Raw genomic sequence first — 20,240 nt, 5'->3', positions numbered from 1 at the left:
AGATATGAAATTACAGGCTATTGTCCGCTTTCTGTTATTTCTTCGCGAGCGTGGTAGCAAGTTCTTTTTTCAGCTCATCGGGAATCCTGTATGATTCCTTGCATTTGCGTATGGCCAAGCGGCGAATTTCCTCTTGGACAAAAAGCAATGAGTCTTTCAGCACGGTTGATGTCCTGTCGGGGAAATACACGCAGCAGACGGACATTCCCCATGCGGCTCCCATCCTGACAAGATAGTCGGGATGCGATTCAGTCCTGTAGGTCGTGAGGATGTCATTGATGTATGCATCCCGGATGAAATGGGTCAGCAGCATCACCAGGCCGAAACGCCGGGGCATGGAAGATGGAGAGGAAAGATACTGTCTGTTCCATTCCCATGCCAGGGGGAGTTCCCTTTCAGAAAACTTCAGGGCGGAACAGAGGCTATCGCAGGAGGCCCATCCCCTCAACAGAGGAACTTGTGTGGCGGCAAGCTCAAGGCGTTCTTCCAAAGGAACCTTTATCTTGGCAATCACCATCCCCCGGAGTATGACCTCCTCATGAAAGAGATCCTGTCCCCTTCCAGCCGCCTCACTATATTCACGCCCTTCCCCTGATGAAGCAAGACGGGACGCCAATGTCCGCTGGAAGGGCATCCTCACTCCCAATATCTCCCGTTCCGTCGATTTCAGTTTTTCCGAGAATGTCTTGTAGGTGGAATCGGCCTGCTCTTTGAGCAATGCGCGGTATGTCATTACAGGGTTCATTTCCACTTTCATTTCCATTGTATTTCCTAACGTTTCCAGAAATCACGGGTGAATACGGTGAATACAGTGAAAAATTCCAGACGTCCGGCCAAAATAAGGAAGGAAAATACCCAGTGTGCCCATGGCGGGAACATGGCGAAACTTCCTTTTGGACCGACCTGCCCGAAACCTATGCCCACATTGCTCAGGCAGGTAAGGACACTGCTCACTGCTGTCTCGAAATCAACCCCGGTGAGGGAAATGACAAGAATCCCGGCAAGTGCCGTCGTGAAATATATGCCGAAATACGCGGAGACGCCACGGGTGACCTCCGGGGATAAGATTTTGGTGCCGACATGGACGGGAAACACGCCATTGGGATGCAGGCGTTGGCGCATATGAACCTTTGCCAGGCGTGCCATTGTCATGATACGCATGACCTTGATTCCTCCTGCTGCCGATCCCGCGCAACCTCCTATGAAAATCAGGATGAACAGGAGCATCTGGTTGAACGCGGGCCATGTTTGATAGTCAGCGGTCACGAATCCGGTCGTGCTGATGAAAGAAACAGTCTGGAACAAGGACTGGAAGAATGATTCTCCTATGTCGTACATACCTGAGAAAGCCAACGATATGCCACCTGCGGTTGCAACCACGAGGGTGATGATGCCATAGGTACGTAGTTCTTTGTCTCTTATAGCCAGTTTCCCCTGTCCCATCAGGGCTTTGAAGAACAGGGCGAAATTCACGCCGCTGAGAAACATGAAGATGATGACTATTACCAGGACATAACGGCTGGAGAAGAAACTGACTCCCCCCGCATACGGTGAGAACCCTGCCGCACTCATTGTGGAGAAAGTGATGGTAGCAGCATCATAGAGGGGAATCCCTCCGGCCAGCAGCAGGATTGCCTGGAGTACGGACAGTCCAACGTAAATAAGCCACAGGGAGAGGGCTGTGTTTCGGATTTTTGGCGTGAGCTTGTCTTTTGTCGGGCCGACGAACTCAGCTCCGACCAATTTGGCTCCTCCGGAACCCATTACGGGAACCAGAGCTACGAAAAGGACGATGATGCCCATGCCGCCAAGCCAGTTTGTTGCGCTCCGCCAGAAATGGATGCTGGACGGTATTGCATCGTGTACCGGAATGACACTGGCTCCCGTGGTCGAGAAGCCGCTCATGATTTCAAAATACGCAGCGGTATACGTGGGGAAGGCCCCGCTTGCCCGTAGGGGGATTGCGCCGATGGCCGTGACAAGCAGCCATGTCGTGGTGACCAGGATATACCCGTCACGCGTCCCTAGCTTGCGTGAGGAAGCGGACAGGGAAATATGGTACAGCAGGGCAGCCAGAACAAGGGCAGTGAACATTGCCCAGAGAAAACCACGGAAGGCATCATGTTCCCGTGAGCTCCAGGCAATGGCTGTTGGGATGCTCATTACAAGCGTAAAGACCATGAGAATGGATGAAAGCAGTCGCGCGTCTTGTTTCCAGTTCAGCATGGCTTCTCCCTCAGTCGAAAAGACGCCGGATGTATTCAGCGTGCTTCTTGGACACGGTCACCAGGACTGTCTCTCCTGCTTTCAGCAAATACTCTCCGGTAGGGATGACATCCCTGCCATCTGTATCCGTGATGCCCGCCACAATTCCTTTTCCGCGGATGTCTATTTCCTTCAAGTGTTTCCCGCATACTTCGGCTTCAGCAGAAAGAGTGAACTCATATACTTCAAGCTGGCCTTTAAACAGGAGATGCAGGCTTGATACATTGTCACCACGGAGGAAACGGAGCAGGGAGTCGGCTGTTGCTTCCGTTGTGGAGATGACCGCGTCAATGTCCAGCATGGAGGCAAGGCGGACATAGTTATTGTTGTCCCGTATCAGCGCGACGGAATACATGTTTCCGGCTCTTTTGGCATAGCTGGCGGTTATGATGTTCAATTCGTCGCTGTCTGTCAGGGACAAGAGAAGGTCGTAGGAGGCCAGGTGTTCTTCCTCAAAGACGGAATCATCGGTGATCGCGGCGTTCAGAACCAGGATTCCGGGAAAGTGCGAGGCAAACTGTTCACACACTTCCCGGTTTCTGTCAACCAAAGCCACGCATGTCCGTGTCTCAGGCGGAAATTCCTTGAGTATCAGATGGGCGATGCGGGTTCCTCCCACCATGACGATGGACTTGGGTCTTTTCCGGAAGTATCCGGCGGAGCCTCGGAGGATGTCGATGTCAGCATCCTTGGCTACGAGGGAAACAGTGTCGCCGACTTTGATGACCGATGTGCCGGAGGGTACGAACACGGTACCGCTGCGGTTTATCGCGGCTACGATGAATTCCGCGTCCATGCTTCCCCGTAGGGCGGAGATATGTTTGTCAGCGAAAGGAGAGCCGTGTTTGACGGAAAAGGTGAAAAGCAACAGGTCCGAGCGGGTGAAGGAGATGGCATTGCCGAAGATTCCGCTTTCTATCATGGCATGAAGGCTTTTTGCGGCTTCTTCGTCAGGATTTGCTATGTAGTCAATGCCAAGCAGGGCTCCTTTCAAGCCGGCTTGTCCGGTATAGGTGATGTTGCGGATTGCCGCCACGGTCTTGGTCTCGCCGAACTCGGTAGATACGATGCCGCAGGACACCAGGTTGATTTCATCACTGTCCGATACGGCAATGAAAGCATCGGCATGTTCGCAGTCGGCTGACTTCAGCACTTCAACGTCCATGCCGCTTCCGACGATTCCCATGCAGTCAAGGCGAGAGAGCGCATCCTCAATGCGTGCAGGGTCAGAGTCAATCAATACGACATCGTTGTCTTCCGCTATGAGTTGCCGTGCCATGAGGAGTCCCCGTCGTCCGGCTCCAAGGATGATGACTTTCATGATGCTGTCATTATCCCATTCTTCCGTGTAATTTCAAGTGCGTGATGAGCGGGGGATGATAAATTGGTGTTGAAGCCACGCTCTTTCCACATTCCTGATGTAGAATTGGGAAGTTAGGCAGGTTGTTGGGTTGGTAACGGCCAAATTACGGACACAGAAAGGACAATAAAAAAGCAATTCCCTATATTATAAGGAATTGCCAATCAATTTTAGTAGCGGGGACAGGACTCGAACCTGCGACCTCCGGGTTATGAGCCCGACGAGCTGCCAACTGCTCTACCCCGCGTCGATGTGCTACGTCACTATATGGAAGTTGCATGATATTGTCAACCAGCGCTGACGAATTTAATTTGCGAATTAAATTAAATCAGTCCTTACAGATGAAGGTTTAATGGTATTCTTAAGTGATGAAGTCAGAAATTCCATCATTATATGGAGTGAGTCATAATTCAATGTTTTATATTATGGTTTATAGTATGGCTAAATATTCCTGAAATTGGAGAGTCTGCCAAGAAAAACCGCATTGCATCCCTTGAGGATGAAAATAGCCTGTTAAAGGAACTGCTGCACATGCTGCGGTAATCAGATTTGTTTGTGGATGAATGATGGGCGCGAATGATGGACAAAAGTCTCTGGTTTTTGGACGATGTTTGGGTTAAGCGTCCGTTAAGGTGTCTCCTTGGATTGTTTACTGGATTTTTGATATACTTCACCTATCATGCTTGGTAAACGCAGAATGCGAATCAGTCCGGGAAGCACGCTCCTTATTGGTTTTCTTGCAATCATCGTGCTAGGAAGCATCCTGCTGATGGTGCCGTTCTCCCTCAAGGACGGAATGAAGCTCAAGTATGTCGATTCGCTGTTTATTTCAACCAGTTCCGTGTGTGTCACCGGCCTTGTCACGGTGTCTCCCGGAGATACTTTCACCGTCTTCGGCAGGACGGTCATAGCATTGTTAATCCAGACGGGTGGTCTGGGATTCTCTGTATTCGTCGTATTTTTTCTCGTGATGCTTGGGCGTCCTGTAGGGTTCGCGGAGAGGGGGCCCGTGCGCGAAGCTCTTGGCGTATCACCAAGAGGGCTGGTCAATCTTGTCAAGTTCGTCATGTTGTCGGCTCTTGTCGTTGAGACCATTGGAGCGGTCGGGTTCTACCATGTCTTTTCCCGCATGTATCCGTTCTGGGAAAGTGTCGGGTATGCTGTTTTCCATGCTGTCTCATCGTTCAATAACGCCGGTCTGGATATTTTCCCTGGTTTCGAAAGCCTCATTCCATATCGTGCCGACGTTCTACTGAACATCATGACCTCGGCACTGGTCATCATTGGAGGTCTTGGTTTCTCTGTCCTGCGGGAGATTGTCTCATGGAGGAAGATCCGCCGGCTGTCTACCCATGCCCGTATTGTCCTGCTCACCTCGGCATGTCTGCTGGTCGCGGGAACAGTCTTGCTCCGCGTGGCGGGAGTGCCATGGTTTGAAGCGTTTTTCCAGAGCGTCTCAGCCCGCACCGCGGGGTTCAGCACAATTGATATTGGCGCTATTTCCTCAGGTGCCCTGCTGGTTCTCAATGTTCTGATGTTCATTGGTGCTTCGCCGGGATCTACGGGAGGCGGAATCAAAACAACGACATTCTTTGCGATTATCAAGACGATCCAGCAGGTATTTACGAGACAGGAACCTGTTGCTTTCAAGCGCAGGATGTCCGCGGACAGCATGAGAAAAGCTTTCATGGTGTTGCTTCTCGCCCTGTGTGTGGTACTCATTGGTTCCTGTCTTATCGCTGTCATGGAAGGGTCGGGCTATAGTCTGGATCACATTGTGTTCGAATCCATTTCTGCGTTTGCGACGGTAGGGCTGTCCATGGGCATCACTCCTGCCTTGTCTGGGTTTTCAAAGGTCGTACTCATCGTGCTGATGTATATTGGAAGGGTAGGTCCCCTGACGGTCGCCGGTAGCTGGATGATACGTCACAGACAAACTGATTTCATTGAAGAACAGATACTGATAGGGTGATGAAAGGAGAAAAACTGTGGCAAAGTTTGTTGATCAGAATGCTTTTGGAATCATAGGTATCGGGCGTTTCGGCCTTGCGCTCGCTAACGAGCTACTCGATTCTGGCAAGCATGTCATTGCGCTGGACAAGGATGAAAGTCGTCTCCAGCCGCTGAAAAACAAGATGAGGGATTTGTACCGCATTGATTCCCTAACAAAGGAAGCGCTCGGTGAAACGGGAATCGGCGACTGCGCGGCCGCTGTTGTCTGCATAGGCAAGGACTTGGAAAGTAACCTGCTTGCCACCCTCAACCTCATAGAGCTTGGGATACCACGGGTGATTAGCAAGGCGATAAGCGACGACCATGGGTTGTTGCTGAAAAAGCTGGGCGCCGAAGTCGTCTATCCAGAGGTCGATATGGGCACTCGTCTGGCGTGGTCGCTCACGACGAAAAACGCTCTTGATTTTCTTGCCTTGAACGATAATTTCTCGATTGTCGAACTTGAGCTTTCTCATGAATTCGACGGAAAAAGCCTCAAGGAGCTGAATTTCCGCAACAGATTTGGACTGAATGTCATCACGGTAATCAGGGACGGGAAGGCAGATGCGGACATCCGTCCTGATACTGTCCTGTGCGGTGGTGCCATCATTGTGGTGGCAGGTAACAACGAGAAGCTCCATGCGTTCCAAGAGTTCAACGCAAAGCATGCGTAATGATAGTCTGGAGAACGCTGTTTTCCGTGGAGATTCACGGGTACATGTTTTCCAGACTGTTTTCGCGTGTTATTTCGCGTACTGTCATCCGAAAATCGAGAGCAGGACTCCCGCGGCGACCGCTGAACCGATTACTCCGGCGACATTGGGACCCATTGCGTGCATCAGCAGGTAGTTGGTTAGTTTGACCTTCTGTCCTTCGATATGGGAAATCCGGGCGGCCATCGGAACCGCAGATACGCCAGCCGAGCCAATCAATGGGTTTATCTTCCCTTTTGTAATCCAACACATCAGTTTTGCTATGAGCAGTCCACCGACGGTACTGAATATGAAGGCGGCCAGACCGAGGGTTATGATGCCCAGGGTACGCGCCTGGAGGAACTGCGGTCCGACAGCCGTCGCTCCGACGGTGAGTCCGAGAAAGATTGTCACGATGTTGATCAGTGCGTTCTGTACCGTGTCCGACAGTCTGTCAGCAACACCCGATTCCTTGAACAGGTTGCCGAGCATCAGCATTCCGATCAAAGGGGCGACGGACGGCAGGAGCAGTATGCAGAAGGTTGTGACCACGATGGGAAAGCATATCTTTTCCAGTTTGGAGACAGGCCTGAGCTGCTTCATTTTGATTTCACGTTCCTTGCGGGTCGTCAGGGCGCGCATCAGGGGCGGCTGGATGAGCGGTATCAGCGCCATGTACGAATAGGCCGCTATGGAGATTGGCGCAAGAAGGTGAGGAGCAAGGCGGGTTGTCAGGAAAATGGCCGTGGGCCCATCCGCGCCTCCAATGATGCTGATGGATGCTGATTCCTGGGGAGAAAAGCCCAGGGCTATCGCTACGATGAACGCAACGGCTATGCCGAACTGAGCTCCGGCTCCGATGAACAGGCTGCTCGGACGAGCCAACAGAGGGCCGAAATCAGTCATGGCCCCGACTCCCAGGAATATCAGCGACGGATAGATACCCAGTTTCACTCCTTGATAGAGATAGTACAGCAGTCCTCCGGGTTCACCAAGAGAGTCCGACCCTTCCATCAGACCTGTCAGAGGCAGGTTGGCCAGCAACATGCCAAAGGCGATTGGCAGCAGGAGCAAAGGTTCGAATTTCCTTCTGATGGCAAGGAACATCAGGAAACCGGATATCAGAATCATCACTGCCGACTGCCAGCTTAGAATTGAGAAACCAGAGGAATTCCACATTTTTATCAATGCATCAACGAACATTTGTTTTTCCTTTTCCCGTACCGACATTTTCTGTCGCAGGGCGCTGAACACGCGTGATTATCACTGAGAACAGCCGGATAAGCGCCCAGAGAACGGCCAGGACAGTGAAAACGATAGCTATGCAGAACACGGCCGTCAGGATACTTTGTGATAGAGTCATGATTTTCAATCCTCCTTGTCCATTATGTATAGACACAAAAAAGGCTATCTCTTTATGTAACTCATTGTCACATAAGAAAATAGCCTTTCATGCCCAGAACAAGACCTGAACTTGCACGGTGTTGCCACCGCTAGGATCTGAACCCAAGTCAAAATCATGTTTTTAGGGCTATTTTTTAATATTACAACGAAGTGGATTATGAATATATATGACCTACCATGTCAAGATATGAATGTATTACAGGAAACAGACTACGGTGGTGAAATGGGCGTTCAATGCTTCGTTCGAACGTATCTGCCTTTCACTTTCGCTGAATCATTCCCTGGCTGGACTGGATACGAGCTATCACTATCTGACCGAGAACATCAAACTGGCCAAGCAGGGCAACAAGGAGTCCCTTGATTATCTGAACAGCGGGTACTGGTGGGCGGCGGGCGCTTCTGCGGTCGGTGCGGGCCTGTCGGGATACTCTACCGGGGCAAACCTGGACATCGCTATGGGCAATACGGACGCGGCAAAAGCGGCAGCGGCAAAAAAGGCAAAAGCGGAAGCGGCAAAAAAGGCAGCGGCGGCTGCGGCGAACGCATAACGGAGGACATATGGCATTTGACAAGGCCGGGCACATACAGGGGGCTCTCCAGTCCTTCACGCAGGGAATCTTCGATGTCACCAAGCTGATAGCCTCGGACATCGGCTCGCAGGTCAGGACGGCGGCATCCATCGCCGATTCCATCTGGGATGCGCGGGAAAAGACGATCATGGCGGACAACACCCTCACGAGCGATGAGAAGCTGCTCAAGCTCCAGGAGGTGGAGCAGGAAGTCCTGGACGAGATATTCGCTTCGGCGAACGTCACCAGTGAAACGGCGAAGAAGAACTTTCAGAACTCTGTATCGTGGACCATGGCGAGGAAGGACTCCCAGAAAAGGATGGGCGCGTATGTCGCCAGCGAGAAAGCCTTCGACGTGGAAGACCGTGACAAGACGGTCAGGGAAGAATTCCTGCGCGGGAACCTTCCCGAAGAAGCCATGAATGCCGGGTATCTGAACTTCCTCACCGGGGGAGTGAACGAGGACGGGACGTACAAGGATCCCCTGTTCCGCCCGGAAGTCGTCGAGTCCAAGATCCAGAGCTTCACCAAGCAGAGCTTGCTGACCACCGTCCAGAGGAACGCCCATGCGGCGTTGGACAACGACGGTCTCACTCTGGGCAAAAGCGTCATCGACGAGGCGTATGAGGCCGGACGGATCACCTACGATGACAAGCTGAACCTTGAAGTCGACCTGTATACCCGTGCTACCCATAATCAGCGTGCCGTCAGCGAACAAATGCCTACCCTTGACGCCACAGTCCAGGACATCATAGCCAACGGCGTCCCCGTCCCGCAAGGAACCGTGGCCACCGGCACGCCCTATGAGCGGAGCCAGGCCGCCATACAAGCCGAGGTCGGCAAGCTGGCGTATGCGACGCCGACGCAGAAAGCCCAGCTCAACGCGGAGTTTGACGCGCGGCTGAGGGCCGTTCAGCCGATGACCGACTTCAAGAACTTCTATCTTTCCCGTGAAGGCGCGGGGGAATCCGTTGATCATGAACAGGAGATTGAGCGAATCGCCTCCTATTACGGCATGGATGACATCCAGAAGGCGGACTTGACCACGCAGGCATTGTCCTTCATGGACCGTGAACATGAGAAGAAGGCCGACAATGAGGGCCTCAAGGCATTCGCCGCATCCGCCACGCTCGATGAGAAACTGTCCAGGGGAGAGACAATCACCTTGGAGGATGTCGGCTCTGCGTTTGCGGGCGTCGACCTTTCCCTTGGCGGCGGTATGCTTTACCAAGAATGGGTTGACTTTGTCCACTCTTCCGATGACCGCAGCCTGTACGAGGGACTCTTGCAGAAGATAGCGGCCGGAACCGCGACGGACGCCGACTTCCACGCCAGTCTGTGGCATACCGAGGGCTATCAGAAAGCCGTCAAGGATTTGCAGGTTGAATGGAAAAAATCAGGGTCCGCCACGCTAGACGTCCTGTCCGATCGGGCACAAAATAATCAGTCCAGAGTTGCGACCTTTGAATCATACAGGTTCAACGGCCTCATTTCCGATGGGTCTTATCATCGTGCGCTCATAAAAGCCCATAACGCCGGAACAATCGATGATGACGACCTGGCCAGGTTGTGGGACAGGCCAGAGTACATTGCTTCCCCGCGGTATCAGGAAGTCTCTAAGAAATTGGCGATTGACCTTGGATTGGATAAGGAGAAAGACCCGGCCAAGCTCAAGATGGCCGAGCAGGCACACACGGAAGCCCTCCAGCTTTTCGAGGACACGCTGATGCTTAATCCCGACATGGACTGGGACGCCCTGTATGGCGTCATATCGAAAGCCGCCACCGACAATTACATTTCCAAGCTCGTTGATTCCTCTGTGGCGGGAGCCGCTTCCCCGGAGGCTTTCGACACGGAAGACCTGTTCAAGAAGAAAAAGCCCCAGGAGATGATGCAGGACGTGAGGAACGGGAAGTATGATGGTCTCCTCCAGGAAGATCGTTTGTTGGGATGGATGTCCAAGACGGCGACCACCGACAAGGGGATAAATCCGCGTCCGATCATTGCGTCAGACCTGTTCAGCCGCACGTATGAGAATCTCTCGACCTTTGAGAAGAACGTCGTGGACTTAAACGTCCTGTACATCGAATACGCCTACGGCATGAAGGATGCCGCGGAGAAGCAACTCAATGCAAAGATAGTGGAAATCCGTCTGACTGACCGCGGACCGGCGGTGGTTGACAATGAGGGGTATGTCTATATGCCAGCTGATAACACCGGAGATTTCAGGGACTGGACGATACACAAGATGATCAGTTTAGGAGTCACAAGAGCAGGATATTTGCTTACTGGGAAGGACCTGTCCCCCGGTACGGAATATTCAGCAAACAGTCTTGTTGTTGAGGAACCCGTAGCACTCAGAGGCAAAGGGTATGACTACTCAGCGATAAAAACACTCGCCGATGTGAATACGTTGCCTTTGGGAGAAAGAAAAATTCTCTTGGATTACTTGAAGAAGTTAGAAGAACAAGAGGCTGGGAGGCAGCGATTAGTTGAGACGAAGGCCATTGAACGGCTCTCTGTGCATCCTGCCCTGGTGACGTCAGAAAAGAAAAAGGACAAGACCCCAAAATGAACACGCAATTCACATTCCAACCCATATACCGGAACTATCAGCAGACGGATTCCTACAAGTATGATTCCCAGGGGCGTCTCATCACGGCCCTGACAGCGCAGCAGATACAGGCGAATGATACGCTTCAATCCAATCTCCGCGCGATCTGGCAGATGGGGGACGATCCAAAGTCAGCCGAAGCCCGGACAAAAATAGCATACGTGGCATCCGCCGCCACGGGCATGAGCTTCTCCGACGCCTATAAGAACTCTTCGTCCATCCTCAAGCACTATACAGGGCTGCGCACCGATGATGTCTCAGGGTGGAGCGCATTTGCAGATGGGATAAAGCAAGGGTATTACCAGCAGATGGCAGGACTCAACCAATGGATGGCGGACCATTCAGAAGGGGAGATCGTCCAGCGGTACCGCAGGAACGCCCAAGGATTCAGGCAGTCGGCGGCCACCATGAAGGACTTTCAGGACCGCAGCGCTGTCGCTGAATGGTTCATCGGTGCGTCTCCTTTCATCCAACAGCTCGCGATACAACTTGCTTTCACAGGAATAACAGCGGGAATCGGCGGCCTTGTCAGCGCGGCAAGCGGTGTGGCGGGAGGCCTGCGCCTTGGCGCACAGATTGGAGGATGGGCCGCAAGTGCTTCCATGGGGATGATTGAGAGCGGTTCAACCTCCGCCGAAATTGATGCGTTGGCAGAGGAATACGGCATTGAGGTCGACCAGGACACGAAGCGCAAGATTTCCGATGCCGTCGGACTGGTGAATATGTTCCTGGAGCATTGGCAGCTGAGTTCCATGCCCGGAGTGAGAACCCTTTACCGCGCCGGTTCACAGACGGCGATAGACAAAGCGGCGAAACAGAGTTTGAAGAGCATTCTCAAAGGCGCTGTAAAGACCTATCTGATCGAGGGCATCGGGGAGAACACCGCCCAGGAAGTCTCGCAGGAGCTGGTGACCATGCTTGGCGTGGAAGCATACAAGATGGCCGCGAATGAGGCCGGTGCGCATTATGACTATGCCAAAGGGGAAGAATACTACAATCGCCTGTGGGACACCGCCAAGAGCTCTGCTGCGGCCTTCGCGCTGACAGGTGGCTTTGGCACTGTCTCGGAAGTTCTCGTTGATTCTGTGACCAATGGCAAGGTGGGCAGTGACGCGAACAAGATGTACCAGGAAGGGACGGCGGTCAACTCCCGGTGGGTGGACACATCCGGAGTGAAGGGCAGGAAGCTCTCGAAGGACGAGCTGAAAAAACTTGAAACCAAAAAGCTTCCTCCGATTGACGTTGTGGAATTCAGAGGAGGCTTGAAGGCGGTGCATCCCGAAGACGCCCAGCGTCTTGCGGATCTGCAAGCTTCAGGCATCGTGGGGGCGAACGTCACCAAGGTCACGCCAGAGACGGTCGAGAACGAAGAAACCCGGCACTTGGCGCATACCATGGCCGTAGCGTTTGACGCACGGGTGAACGGGAACACTGTAGTCTTCCAGGATCCGCAGGAGATGAGCGCTTCCGTCTCCGGCCTGGTGAACCGGGAACCCTCGGTGTTCGGCGTCGATGTGAAGGAGTCTTCCGTAGAGCTGACCTTCCGGCAGGATGACGGTTCCTTCACGAAAATCTCCTTCACGACCGAAGGCTACGCGGACGCCGCCTCTCCCATGACTGATGCCCCGTTTGCCGCAGGAAACACTGATTCCGGCAACGCCTTCGTGCGGACGTTCAGGGGGACATCCGATGCCGAGCTGGAAAGCGGATACCTGGAACATGCGGTCGCCCCCACGATAAAGGCCGCGGCTCCCCATCTCTCTGACGCCGATGTCACGGCGACCACGGGTTTCATCAGCGTCATGAGCCGCATCACCGGCATGACGGTCGACCAGTTCATGCAGACGCGCTTCTCTGACACGCCCTTCGTCATACGCACCGACAGGCGCAGGGCAGGCGAACTGGCGAGCGTGAGCCGTGAGCAGGACGGTCGGTTCACGATCCACCTGACCGAGGACGCCGATGTCGGCTCCGTGACCCATGAGCTGTCTCATGTGACGCGCATGAGCCTCTCGGCTCAGCAGCTTGCGCCCTTCGAGAGCATCTATGGCGTGAAGGACGGGAAATGGTATGAACGTCCGATTCAGAGCAGTGACGGGAAATGGGTGTGGAACGGCACGACATACGACGACCGCCAGAGGGCCTTCGATGCAGCGGCGCAGTTCGAGGAACGTTTCGCCGATGACCTGGTGACATACGTGCAGACGGGCAAGGCTCCGAAACCGGAACTGACATCCTTCTTCGAGACGATGAAGAAGGCCCTGAAAGAGCTCATCCGCTACCTGAAGAACTACCTGTCCCCGGAAACGGTCGCGGCATTCGACAGGCTGTTCAGCGAAGACGGCACGGCAGAGAACCGCGCGGGACGGGCGGTGGAGCTGTTCGAGCGGGAATTCTCCCTGACACCACAAGAGGCCCAGCGTCAGTACACTGAGGTTGAAACCCGTTATCGCGGAACAGACCTGTGGATGAAGGCTCCGAACGGAAAGCCGACGAACCTCACGGAAAGACAATGGGTGACGGTACGAACGACGGCATTTAAAAACTGGTTCGGGGATTGGGAAACCGTCATTCCTGACGCCGCTTCAAAAATTGAGACAATCATCGATTCTTTGGAGAAATCATCATCGGTTGTGAGTGGAGAAAAACTTCCATTTTCAGTATCGGATAATGCATCGGATACCCGCAAGAAAATACGCACCATGACCGCCGGGATTCGAGCGAGCTATATAAATAAGGACAGCCAAGAATCAATTGAGTTTAATAGGAGTTCTCTTGACGATTTGCTCCGGCACGACTATCTGAACGAGGAACATCTTGCTTCACTATTTGCTATTCCCAAGTTCATTGAAAACGGTAAGATATTGGGGTCTTTTACCGATGGGAACGCCAGGAAGTTTACCTATCTTCTGTCTTTGTTCGAATACAATGGGAACCGATATGTCGTACGCTCGTCTCTCAGGGAAGAGAGTGGAAAATACTATTACGACCACAAACTGAGCAGTCTTGAAAAAGTTAAGAACCTTTTGGCTGCTCTCCCGTATTCAAGACAGGAGAACAATGGCACTCCCTGGTTAACAAGCCCAGCTCGTGCCCCAAAAGATTCTTACGCTATAGAAGATAAACGATTATTTTCACTTTTGCAAGGATTTTCCGTGGTAGTAGATGAAAACGGAGAACCGCGTGTCGTTTATCATGGTACGGACAAGGATTTTTCTGAATTCCAATCGAAAGATGGAGTCTCTTGGTTTTCTGAAAGCATGGATTATGCGGAAGCAATGGCAGAGGAACGGAATGGAGACAGGATTGTTGAAGCGTACCTGAATATACGCAATCCTTATATTACCAGCCTTCCGTCTGGACAATTCACCGACCCAACGGCTGAAGCACCTTTGATTCAAAAAGCACAGGACGCTGGCCATGATGGAATGATTATTTCCAATCAGACCGATGATGAGCTTGTCAAAGACACCTACTATGGTGCCTTCGCCCCTGAGCAAATCAAATCCGCCACTGATAACGTTGGAACATTTAATGCGACGAATCCAAGCATTCTTTTCCAGACCGAAGACTTCCCGAACGTATTATTCCAGACTGCTTCAGTACGTATGGACGTGCCTTTTAATGAAAATGAAGGCGGGGAGTCACGTGTCTATGCCCTTGCCGAGGAATCCCGTACGGAGTTCTCGGATACCGTACGCGCCATGGCAGCGGCCTTCCATCTGCCTGATGATGCAGTCATGTTCCGTCGGGACCTCAAGGGCGTCGAGCGTGCCAGGGTGAAGGTCACGCAGGATTATGGCGGGGACTGGGGGCGTCTGCTGGACATCAACGGCGCGATGCTCGTCTTCGAGGAGTCCAGTGACGCGCAGGCCGCCTACGAGCGGATTCTCAAGGAGCATGCGGACATCGTCGCCAGAGAGAAGAAGAAGGATACTCCTTTCGGCTACAAGGACTTCACGGTGAACATCCGCATGTCCAACGGATTCATCGGCGAAGTCCAGCTTCTGGGCAAGGCGATATTCCATGCGAAGGAAACCGGCGGGCACGAGATATACGCCGAGGCGAGGAAATTTGAAAAGTATCGTTATGGCAAGGAAAAATATGTCGCGCTGTTCGGGAAGGATGTCTACGAAAGAATCGATAGGTTATATGAATCTCTCAAGGCATGGAGTGTGGAAGTCTATTCCTCCAAAGGATTCGAATACGATAAACCAGGATTGAGCGCCAAGGCCTCGGCGACCTTGCGGGAGAGCATGGAACTGTCCAATGCGTTGCGTACGAACATCCCGCCTTCCCTTTCAGTCGGGGGCCTCTCGACGACGGACTTACCATCAGGAGAAGGAACGAGTACCGCTTCCAAGGCAAATCCGCGCTCATCGGTTCTCATGGGGATATCGCAGATATCAAGATACATGACTGCCATAGAGTCCTCCTCTTCTTTAAGTATACCTAATTCTCAGGAGTCAGACAAGATATCGGCAGACGGCGTAAAAGAAGAAAGCTCACGGATAGGTGGTCGGCTACAATGGCTTTCTCCTGATATCCGTGAACTTAATGACAGCCTAATCATGAAAGAGGATATTGTCAACATAGCATCACGGGAGCGGGCGGACAGGGAAAGGTTGCAGAAGAAAGATCTTGCATGGTTCGGGCGAGAAGTCAATTCCATCACGGATGTGGTGAGAAGAGGGCATGCACAGGTTCTTCATCATACGCCCATTATTTTTCAAGCTCTCGGTCTTCCGAACCTGCCTCTTGTCATGTATCGAAGCAAGATGAAAACTATTCTGTACGACAAAGAAAAGGGACACATCAATTCAATTGACAAGGCAATCCTCAAACAATTGCCCGATGCCCTACAAGATCCTTTTTTGGTATTTGCTTCTACAAGCAAGGGGTATGTAGCAGTTCTTGATATGCTGGACATTCAAGGCAATCCAGTTGTTGTAGCTCTACATCCTAATGAACGGACAGGACATATCACGGCAAACCTTATTGCATCTGCCTATGGGAAATCTATAAACGCACTCCAAAATTGGATTGATGAAGGATTGTTGCGATACCAAAAAAAAGAAGCTGGGATTTTCTCAAGGCTTCCAGTCAGTAGGCTCCAATTGCCGCTAGAGGGAAGCATCCCAGCTCTAGGTAAGATGATACTGACAAAAGAAGACGTTGTCAACAATGATTCTCCCGATCCGGATCAGGAGCTGTTCGAGCTTTCCCCGAAGGCAAAGGAGGAACAGCGCAGGCGCAACCGTGATGAGGTAATCCGTGCCCTGGAGGCCGGATACCGGGTATCAGATGACATCCTCCAGGAGTTCAGCGACGACCCTGACGTGCAGTGGGAAATCCAATTCCGTAAGGTCCTGAACCTTGAGATGCTCCGCCTGTACCGGGAGGCACGGGATCAGGTCGAGCAGGAACGCACCGCCGCCCTCAAGAGCCTTGAGGAACAGGAGTCCGCCCGCCTTGCCTGGGGGACGCTTGAGGACTATCAGATCGTCATGGCACGTTTCAATCTGATGCTAAAGGCCGAAGGAGAGGTTGATATGGACATGCCCTCCGGCTCGGACGTACGGTTCATCAAACGCCTGGACAAGGAATACTCGCTGTCAACTCCTGCGGTCGCCAACGCATCGTTCCTTGCTAACTATGCGAATACCGTCCGGGATGTGGTGTCCTTTGCCAAGCAGCTGCGTGAGAATGGCATCACCCGCGGTCAGATGCCGCCGCAGATGTGGGCGCTCACCATCCGGGGAGAGAATACGCCCAAACAGGTCGAGGCCGTCATGAAGCTCATGAAGGGAGATCCCCGCTACTTCCGCAAGCTGCTTGCCGCGGCCGGGGATGAATACCAGCGCCAGCAGCTGTATTATGAGCAGACCCTCGGCCTTGACGAGTGGGTGGACAACACCACCTTCTCCCGCAATGTCCGCGACCTTTCCCTGACGTGGCAGGATGTCCAGGGGGAGGAGGACTTCAACCGCGCGGTGAACCGGAGGCTCAAGGCGCAGACGGCACAGGTCCTCAGCCTCAAGCGCCAGGTGCGGGGCCTGAGGAATGTCAGGAGACGGCAGGCCGTGAGGCAGGAGATGATCCAGCATGCCCGCAACATCTCCAAGAAATGGAACCCTAACCTCGCGGCATGGTATGAACCGATAGGGAATCTCCTGAACCAGCTGATTGACCCGAATTTCCGCTCTGAGAAGCGCATAGCGAACTGGCAGCAGGAGAAAGGCTACGTTGTCGAGATTCCCCAGGAGATGAAAGGCATCATCGTCACCGAGGAGGACGGGACGATCACGCTGCACAAGCCTCTGAACAGGTGGAGCCTGAAGGAATTGCAGATCATGGACGAGCTTGTCTCCCAGATCAGGCTCCGGGCCCGTCAGGACGAGACCGTCCGGAGAAACCGGGCCTGGAGCGCATCAGAGACGTTCGTTTCCGCGGTCGGCAACCAGGAGTTGCTCCATTACGGCAAAGGGACGGACGGCCAGAAACCTTTGGTCACGGATCCCCAGAGCAAGGAAGCTATCAAGCAAGAGAATAAAGGCACGCTCATCGAGGGCATCAAGGCATGGTTGTTCACTCCGCGCAACATGGCGTGGGAACTTGACTGGCGCAACGAATACGGCGTATGGCACGATCTCTGTGACCGCCTGGACGTGGCGGCCACTGCGGAATCGGCCTCGGTTCACCGGCGGCTCGATGCATGGAAAGCGAAGATGAAGGAGCTGGGCATCACGCAGGACGACCTGTACGCCCATACGATCCTCACACCCAGCGGGCGGCATTTCACCCGCAGCCAAGGCATGGGAATCTATCTGAACAGCAGCAACAAGACGAACCGTCAGAAGCTGCAAGGATTTGTCCTGGATGAAAAGGGCAAACCCATCGACATTGAAGGTCCGGGACTGACCCATGCATACAGCGACGAGGACATCAGATACATGGTCGGGCAGCTTGAACCACACTACATCGAGCTTGCCCAATGGATGAAGAAGGAGATGGGTGTCACACGAGAGGCCATGGCAAAGGTTCTGGCCGAGGAATATAACATCCCGATGCACAAGGTCGCCGATTACTGGCCGCTGGTGCCGATGGAGGCCGAGGAATCGCAACAGGACGTGTTGATGAGCGGGTATGGTCCCTCTCAGAAATATGTCGGACGTTCCCAGACCCGCCACAGGTCGTCATGGAGCGCCTACGAGATCAACCTGGACGCCGTTGCCGTCTTTGAGAACCAGATCAAGAAGCAGGAGCATTTCATCAATTTTGCAGGCATAGTGAAAGGGATGCAGTACACGCTGAACAAGAAAAAGGGCGGGTTGTATGATCTCATCGCCCGCAATCATTCCAAGAAATACGCCGACTGGATACAACGGTACTTCAACGACATCGCGTCCCCTCACCTTGTCAATACCGACCTGAAGGGGCTGTTCGACAAGCTCCGGTCCAACTATGCAATCGCCAAGCTGGGTTTCAACGTCGCCACGGTCCTGAGGCAGACCGGTGCCGTGTGGATGTTCATGGGAGAGTTCTCACCCATCGACCTGATGTCCGCCTCCAAGGAAATGATGAGCGACTTCGACGGGACGACCAAGCGTGTGTATTCCCTCGCTCCCCAGATGCAGGATCGTGTCGCCGAGCGTGCCTTCCTTGATATCAAGGGAATCGAGACACGGACGAAGTATGGCCGCACCATGAAGAAAGTCGGGGAGCTGGCCATGAGTCCCATACAGTGGGCGGACTCCTGCATAGCCAACACGCTCTGGCTTGGGGCGTACAAGAGCGCCATGAAGAAGGGCATGGATTCCGCCAAAGCTTCGCAGGAGGCGACCGCCTTCATCAAGCGCACCCAGCAGACATCGACCGTATTGGACGCCGACCAGCTGCACCGGACGAACAACCAGCTCATCAAATGGCTGACGATGTTCACCACACAGGGGGTCAAGGAATTCAACATGATCTGGGCTGACATCCCCCGGTATTTCAGGCAGAAGGATTATAAGAAGGCTATCGGCATGATTGCGGGTCTCGGACTCAACTGGGTGACCATGCTCCTCATCGGCGGGGCGTTGTTCCCTGGGGATGACGAGGAAGAGTACTGGAAGAACCTCATGCTTTCCTTTGCCGGGGAAGTCTCCCAGTCGGTCACGGTGGTCGATACTCCTGATGGACAGGACGTGTACATCCTCACGTCCCGCGAAGAAGAGACGGTCATCGAGAGGTTCGATGAAAGCGTCTGTGATGACTGGCACGACAGGGATGACGCTATCCAGTTCACTCCTCGTGTGGTTCTCAATCCCTTCGAGACCCAGACATCCATCGGACAGGTGAAGAAAGTCTCTCGCGTCTTTGCCCGCATGTATCAGACGGGGCGGATATGCATTGGTTCCACCCAGCGCATGGAGCCTCCGACACGGGAGATCGGTTCCGATGATGCTGATGTGTATACCTCTACAGGCTTTGACAAGCAGCTTCAGCTGGTCATAGAAGGCGTCGAGGATGATCCCATGACCATCCTTGCAATCGTAATGGAGGTTGATGTCGCATGATGCTCGCCCTTGCAATCGCCGGAGGCATCCTCGGACTTGGCAAAGGCATCGCCTCGTCCATTGCCCGCAACGCTGAATATAAAGCCAAGCTTGAAGAACTCAACCGTTCCAAGGAGTCCCTGGACAAGCAGTACAGTCAGGCCCAGAGCAGTCTGAATCTACAAAAGACGCAGGCACAGGCGCAAACCAGTGAGGCCAATACCGAACTGAATCTTCTTGCGATTCAGACCGAACAGAACCGGGCGGTGGCTCTTGGTCAGGCATCGAGGGCGGGCAGTCTTGCTTCCCAGATAGCATCTTCCCAGGTGGCGACACTGGCGGTGGAAAACCAGAAGACTGAGGGAACGGCTTTGCAGCAGGTCGCCACCAGCGGCTTCCGCAATTCGGGGACAGCAGGCAATGTCCTGGAGAATGCCCAGCGCTCATCGGATGATTCCTTGGCGCTGGCACGTCAGCAGATTGGGCTCAGCCACGTCCAGACATACTCATCCGCCCTCAATGCCTATACGAGCGCGACAGAACAGACCGAGGCATACAGGCGTCAGGTGGACGCGAACAATTCCAATCTTGCACGGGTGCAGGAGGAAATCGACCTTTCCCTTTCCCAGGCGAAGGAGATGTATGACATGAACGCCGGGAATCTCCAGGAGGACATCGATTACATGAAGACCACCGGACGTATTACGACAGGCTGGGCAATGGCCGGGGATATCTTCGGCGGCCTGTATGAGGGCGCACGTAGCATGGTGAACACAAACACTGGTAAATGGTTGTGGGAGTAAA

11 protein-coding genes and 1 tRNA gene are annotated in these 20,240 nt (G+C 53.4%); 6 read left to right on the top strand and 6 right to left on the bottom strand.

Going from position 1 to position 20,240, the window contains the following annotated elements; genetic code table 11:
- Window positions 1-34: 34 nt before the first annotated feature.
- From SPICO_RS06035 to SPICO_RS06020, 4 genes are all read right to left on the bottom strand, one after another.
- Window positions 35-763, bottom strand: a complete 729-nt coding sequence (locus SPICO_RS06035; RefSeq protein WP_013739786.1) for a DNA alkylation repair protein — start codon at window positions 761-763, stop codon at window positions 35-37.
- A gap of 8 nt (window positions 764-771) precedes the next feature.
- On the bottom strand, window positions 772-2,226 hold the full coding sequence (locus tag SPICO_RS06030; RefSeq protein WP_013739785.1) for a TrkH family potassium uptake protein: 1,455 nt from the start codon (window positions 2,224-2,226) through the stop codon (window positions 772-774).
- A 10-nt stretch (window positions 2,227-2,236) separates the two neighbouring features.
- Entirely contained in the window at window positions 2,237-3,586 is a 1,350-nt protein-coding gene (gene trkA / locus SPICO_RS06025; RefSeq protein ID WP_013739784.1) for a Trk system potassium transporter TrkA, read from the bottom strand.
- Window positions 3,587-3,799: 213 nt separating this feature from the next.
- Window positions 3,800-3,872 (bottom strand) — tRNA-Met (locus SPICO_RS06020).
- A 432-nt stretch (window positions 3,873-4,304) separates the two neighbouring features.
- On the opposite strand from SPICO_RS06020, the gene SPICO_RS06015 reads away from it, so the two are divergent.
- Together SPICO_RS06015 and SPICO_RS06010 are read left to right on the top strand one after the other, a co-directional pair.
- Window positions 4,305-5,597 carry a TrkH family potassium uptake protein gene (locus SPICO_RS06015; RefSeq protein WP_013739783.1) on the top strand — a complete coding sequence of 431 codons (1,293 nt, stop codon included), beginning with the start codon at window positions 4,305-4,307 and terminating at the stop codon, window positions 5,595-5,597.
- 16 nt (window positions 5,598-5,613) lie between these two features.
- Entirely contained in the window at window positions 5,614-6,291 is a 678-nt protein-coding gene (locus SPICO_RS06010; RefSeq protein WP_013739782.1) for a potassium channel family protein, read from the top strand.
- A gap of 84 nt (window positions 6,292-6,375) precedes the next feature.
- Here the strand turns inward: SPICO_RS06010 and SPICO_RS06005 are convergent, their stop codons facing one another.
- Together SPICO_RS06005 and SPICO_RS10135 are read right to left on the bottom strand one after the other, a co-directional pair.
- Window positions 6,376-7,512: a sodium ion-translocating decarboxylase subunit beta gene (locus tag SPICO_RS06005; protein WP_013739781.1), complete on the bottom strand. Its 1,137-nt coding sequence runs from the start codon at window positions 7,510-7,512 to the stop codon at window positions 6,376-6,378.
- Window positions 7,502-7,672, bottom strand: coding sequence for an OadG family protein (locus tag SPICO_RS10135; protein ID WP_013739780.1), 171 nt, complete (start codon window positions 7,670-7,672; stop codon window positions 7,502-7,504). Before SPICO_RS10135 ends, SPICO_RS06005 begins: the two co-directional genes overlap by 11 nt.
- Before the next feature lie 232 nt (window positions 7,673-7,904).
- Between SPICO_RS10135 and SPICO_RS09820 the strand changes: the two genes are divergently transcribed.
- From SPICO_RS09820 to SPICO_RS05985, 4 genes are read left to right on the top strand one after another with little or no spacing between them, the layout of a single operon-like run.
- Window positions 7,905-8,261, top strand: a complete 357-nt coding sequence (locus tag SPICO_RS09820) for a hypothetical protein (RefSeq protein WP_148229020.1) — start codon at window positions 7,905-7,907, stop codon at window positions 8,259-8,261.
- A gap of 10 nt (window positions 8,262-8,271) precedes the next feature.
- A complete protein-coding gene (locus SPICO_RS09815) occupies window positions 8,272-10,857 on the top strand; it encodes a hypothetical protein (RefSeq protein WP_013739779.1) in 2,586 nt (861 codons plus the stop codon).
- Window positions 10,854-19,457 carry an ADP-ribosyltransferase-containing protein gene (locus tag SPICO_RS05990; RefSeq protein WP_013739778.1) on the top strand — a complete coding sequence of 2,868 codons (8,604 nt, stop codon included), beginning with the start codon at window positions 10,854-10,856 and terminating at the stop codon, window positions 19,455-19,457. The genes SPICO_RS09815 and SPICO_RS05990 overlap by 4 nt, the downstream gene beginning before the upstream one ends.
- On the top strand, window positions 19,454-20,239 hold the full coding sequence (locus SPICO_RS05985; RefSeq protein WP_013739777.1) for a hypothetical protein: 786 nt from the start codon (window positions 19,454-19,456) through the stop codon (window positions 20,237-20,239). The genes SPICO_RS05990 and SPICO_RS05985 overlap by 4 nt, the downstream gene beginning before the upstream one ends.
- Window position 20,240: the final 1 nt, after the last annotated feature.

It is taken from the genome of Parasphaerochaeta coccoides DSM 17374 (genome assembly GCF_000208385.1).
GTDB classification, from domain to species: Bacteria; Spirochaetota; Spirochaetia; order Sphaerochaetales; family Sphaerochaetaceae; genus Parasphaerochaeta; species Parasphaerochaeta coccoides.
This window is presented reverse-complemented; position numbering and strand designations above follow the sequence as displayed.

What these genes read in the sequence shown, in the direction of transcription:
- SPICO_RS10135 (WP_013739780.1), bottom strand. Translation starts at nt 7,672, where the DNA reads ATGACTCTATCACAAAGTATCCTGACGGCCGTGTTCTGCATAGCTATC.
- trkA (WP_013739784.1), bottom strand. Translation starts at nt 3,586, where the DNA reads ATGAAAGTCATCATCCTTGGAGCCGGACGACGGGGACTCCTCATGGCA.
- SPICO_RS05985 (WP_013739777.1), top strand. Translation starts at nt 19,454, where the DNA reads ATGATGCTCGCCCTTGCAATCGCCGGAGGCATCCTCGGACTTGGCAAA.
- SPICO_RS09815 (WP_013739779.1), top strand. Translation starts at nt 8,272, where the DNA reads ATGGCATTTGACAAGGCCGGGCACATACAGGGGGCTCTCCAGTCCTTC.
- SPICO_RS06035 (WP_013739786.1), bottom strand. Translation starts at nt 763, where the DNA reads ATGGAAATGAAAGTGGAAATGAACCCTGTAATGACATACCGCGCATTG.
- SPICO_RS06015 (WP_013739783.1), top strand. Translation starts at nt 4,305, where the DNA reads ATGCTTGGTAAACGCAGAATGCGAATCAGTCCGGGAAGCACGCTCCTT.
- SPICO_RS06030 (WP_013739785.1), bottom strand. Translation starts at nt 2,226, where the DNA reads ATGCTGAACTGGAAACAAGACGCGCGACTGCTTTCATCCATTCTCATG.
- SPICO_RS06005 (WP_013739781.1), bottom strand. Translation starts at nt 7,512, where the DNA reads ATGTTCGTTGATGCATTGATAAAAATGTGGAATTCCTCTGGTTTCTCA.
- SPICO_RS09820 (WP_148229020.1), top strand. Translation starts at nt 7,905, where the DNA reads ATGTATTACAGGAAACAGACTACGGTGGTGAAATGGGCGTTCAATGCT.
- SPICO_RS05990 (WP_013739778.1), top strand. Translation starts at nt 10,854, where the DNA reads ATGAACACGCAATTCACATTCCAACCCATATACCGGAACTATCAGCAG.